Below are 3,859 nucleotides of genomic sequence, written 5' to 3' on the forward strand. Positions count from 1 at the left end.
ACGTTTAAGTGGAGCTAAGGGGATTCGAACCCCTGACCTCTACAATGCGAATGTAGCGCTCTCCCAGCTGAGCCATAGCCCCAAAGTGTAGTGGGGTGAATTATACCAAGCCTCGCAAGGCATTGCAACCGTGTCGAGGCTAATTCGGAAGGGCGAGTTCCCATTTTTCGTAGCACGCGCTTCGGTAGGCAGGGAAGCGATCTTGCTCGATGGCGGTGCGGGCGTCTTCCATCACTTTGGCGTAGTAGGCGAGGTTGTGGTAGGTGGCGAGGCAGGAATAAAGAATCTCCTTGCTCTGGTGCAGGTGCCGCAAGTAGGCGGCGCTGTGACGGCGGCAGACCTTACAATCACACTCGGGGTCAATCGGGCCTTGCTCATCAGTCCAGCGGGCGTTGGCGATATGTGCCCGGCCCTGTGACGTAAACAGAGTCCCGTTGCGTGCCATGCGGGTGGGTAGGACGCAGTCGAAGAGATCAATGCCGTGGTAGATGCCGTCGAGCAGGTCCGAGGGGGTGCCGACGCCCATCAAGTAGCGTGGCTTGTCTTTGGGCAAGAGCGGTGTGGTGAGCGCGGTGACGCGGCGCATCTCCTCCACGGGCTCGCCCACGCTCACGCCGCCAATCGCGATCCCAGGGAAGTCCATCGCACTCACTGCCTCGGCGGATTGTGCGCGAAGATCGTCGTAGCCACCGCCTTGCACAATCCCAAAGAGAAGATGCCCCGTGGCGTCTCCGCCGAGCGCGTTGTGGCGTTTCAGGCAGCGCTCTTCCCAGCGGTGGGTTCGGTCCAGTGAGTCTTTGGTGTACTGCCAGGTAGCTGGATGGGGAGGGCATTCATCGAAGGCCATGATGATGTCCGCGCCCAGCTCATGCTCGATCTCCATCACGCGCTCCGGTGAGAAAAGATGCTTACTGCCATCCAGTGTGGAGCTGAAAAGCACGCCCTCCTCTGTGATCTTGCGGAGATCCTTCAGCGAGAACACCTGGTAGCCGCCCGAGTCGGTGAGCATCGCGCCGTCCCAGCCGATAAATTTCGGAAGGCCACCAAAGCGTGCCACGCGCTCGGGGCCGGGCCGCAGATACAAGTGATACGTGTTGCCCAGAATCAGCCGATAGCCCAGTTCCCAGACCTCCTCAAAGGTCATTGCTTTTACCGTACCCTGGGTTCCCACGGGCATAAACGCTGGGGTCTGGACGGTGGCACGGGGAAGCCGCAGCTCCCCGCGCCGTGCCTGGCAGTTGGTCGCTGAGTTTTTGAGAGTAAAGAGGCTCATGAAGCCACTATGCTACCATCACTTGCGCCTAACTGAGGGCTTCGCGGGCGGCGGCGTTTTTAGGATCGAGCTCCAGGACACGCTCTAGCTCCTCTAGTGCGTCTTTCTCGCGACCCAGGCAGCGCAAGGCAACCGCGCGGTTGAGACGCACTTCAATGTAGCGTGGGTTGATCTCCAGGGCGCGCGTAAAGGCTTGCAGGGCTTCGTCGTCCTGGTCGGCGGCGTGCAGGGCAACGCCAAGCTGGTTGTGGAGATCCGGGTAGGTGGGAGCCAGTGCAAGTGCCTGGCGGTAGGAATCTGCGGCGGCCTCAAACTCCCCCTTGCGGTAGAGATCCAGCGCCAGCCGGGAGTGCAGCGCGATGGAGTCCTCCAAGCTGGGAGGGAGCTCCGCGAGGGCAAGCTCTGCCGCTGCCTGGCCGAGCTGCACGGCCTCGTTGAGGCGACGCGCATCGGCATAATTGGGATTGATCGCTAGTGACTGAGTGAACGCGGCAGAGGCTTCGTCCAGCTTCTCTAGCGCCAGAAGGGTACAGCCAAGGCGAAAGTGCAGGTCGGCGTAGTGAGGGTGGAGGGTGAGCGCTTGGCGCAGGTGGGCTGCGGCTTCCTCGGCGGCATGCTTATCGAGAATGACTCCTCCCTGCGCGGAGGCGCTGTGTGCCGCTTGCTGTTTTGCCAGCGCGGCATGGGCTTCGGTCAGGTAGAAACGTGACAAGCCGTCGGTGAGGGGACTGAGGCGCGGGTGGCTTAAGATAGCCTCGAACTCGGTGATTGCGGTCTCGTACTTCCCTTCATCAAAGAGACGCACCGCTCGATCATAGTCGGTTGCATCTTCGCTGCGTCGTAGCATCCTCCCCCATAGTGACATTGCTGAGTCGTGTCCTTCCGCGAAAATTATAGCACTTTATGCAAGAGTGAGCCTCTTGTGTCTTAATCGTCGGCAGACACCTCGAAAATCGTTATCTCTGCGCCCGTGTAGACTGGTTGCAGTGCCCCAGGTTGCTTGCCCAGAGTCCAGTCCACCGGGATGTAGCCCCCTAAGTCGGCTCCTGCAAGGTGGTTGAGATAGAGAATGTAGCGAATTTTGTTGGTGATTAACAAGGCTTCCCGCTGACTGTCATCGGTGCTCTGGGAGAAGAAACGTCGGGCTTCGCCGAGCTTGCGCCCGTATGCTTTGGTCTCGCTCCAGTGACCGTTGTAGCCGATACAGCGCGTGTGGGCCGGAACGGCGGCGGCCAGATGCGGCATGAGCGGATTGTTGGGAAAGCGTGTATGGCTGGTCGGGTCGGGCGCGACAAGCACAATGGAGTCGGCGGGGGCGTTCTCCCGAAGCCAGGCGAGAGCACTTGCTTCGTCCTGGGTGAGATAGGGCCGGTACGCCGTTCCTGACTCGTTGTTTTGTAGTCGTGTGATGTCACGTAGGAGTAGCAGCGCGTTGGAGGGAACGGTGATGAGCACCCCGAAGAGCGCGAGAATCTTGGGGAAGTCGCCGCTTAGCTTGCCCGCGAGTGTGCTCAGCCCAATACCTGCGAGAAGCGCAATGGGAATATGTGGCCCCATGAGCAGCTTGCGCTGAAACTCAAAGGGCAGATAGGCCACGGCCACTCCCACGACCACCCAGCAAATAAGCACGCTGCGTCCCGGAGTGTTTTTTTGGAGCGCTCCTAAGATACCTAGAGGCAAGAGAAATCCGTAGCCCAGAAGTACCCAGGGCAGCAGGCTCGTGTAGGTTGGCTCGGTTTCGTTGGCACGCGCCCGAAAGATCGCGTCGGTTTTAAGGACATAGGCGATGTGCGCCGTGCTGGGTAGGGCTGCCGCTCCGATCACGACCAGCCGAATCCAGCCCGCAGTACTCACTTTGCGCTGCGAAATATCGCTCGCCAGTCGCCCGGCAAGCGCGACGGCAAAAAGCGGGATCACATCGTAGGTGTGGCTGTTGCCCAGAAGAAACCCGGCGAGGCACGCGGGGAGTGTGTCGCGCAGCTTGCCCGTCTGCTCGGAGCGCAGAAGTGCCGTTATAAACACAACCATCGCAAACGTCGCGGGCGCAAAGAGCGGCGAGTAGTAGAGCGACTGGAACGTAATGGCCTCGTGCTGAAACGTATCTATTGTCGCTTTGGCGAAGGCAAAAGGCTTCAGGGAGGGATTGCCCGGAATCAGCCAGCCCAGCCCGGCGGAGAAACAGACCAGCGCAAAGGCAAGCTTGCGCGCTCGCTCATCGCTTACGGCCAGCGCGAGCAGCCGCGCCACGGCCCAGAGCAGCGCCGCGCCACCTAGGATGCGCGCCAGATGAAAGACCAGAATCGGCGGCAAGGCCCGGCTTAGGGTTCCTAAAACTAAAAACCAGAGATTAAAAAGCAGCGTCTGGCGCGCCTCCGGCTCGGCGCAGAACTGGTTGTGCTGGAAAAACGCGCCGCTTGCCACGTGCCGCATCCAGGCTAAGTACACATAGCTGTCGTCAATATTGGTCGTCAGCCCCGTGTACACAAAACCAGCAGGCGTGAGCAGCCAGCCGACGAAATAGGGCACCGACGCCAACACGAGCGCCAGTGCCCCGATAAGAAGAGTGAACCGCCGCTCTGGCACCAG

Annotated in this window: 3 protein-coding genes and 1 tRNA gene; all 4 read right to left on the reverse strand. The window is 60.3% G+C overall.

All coding sequences use genetic code 11. The features are described 5' to 3' along the window. Window positions 1-9: 9 nt before the first annotated feature. Window positions 10-82: transfer RNA gene (locus ACH2EH_RS15850), tRNA-Ala, on the reverse strand. Between the two features lie 57 nt (window positions 83-139). Further along, on the reverse strand, window positions 140-1,273 hold the full coding sequence (gene tgt / locus ACH2EH_RS15855) for a tRNA guanosine(34) transglycosylase Tgt (protein ID WP_395143056.1): 1,134 nt from the start codon (window positions 1,271-1,273) through the stop codon (window positions 140-142). A 28-nt stretch (window positions 1,274-1,301) separates the two neighbouring features. Further along, on the reverse strand, window positions 1,302-2,120 hold the full coding sequence (locus tag ACH2EH_RS15860) for a tetratricopeptide repeat protein (protein WP_395143058.1): 819 nt from the start codon (window positions 2,118-2,120) through the stop codon (window positions 1,302-1,304). A gap of 80 nt (window positions 2,121-2,200) precedes the next feature. Then, a partial coding sequence (locus ACH2EH_RS15865) for a hypothetical protein (protein ID WP_395143060.1) occupies window positions 2,201-3,859 on the reverse strand: 1,659 nt, incomplete at its 5' end.

Source organism: Armatimonas sp. (assembly GCF_043760365.1).
Taxonomy (GTDB): domain Bacteria; phylum Armatimonadota; class Armatimonadia; order Armatimonadales; family Armatimonadaceae; genus Armatimonas.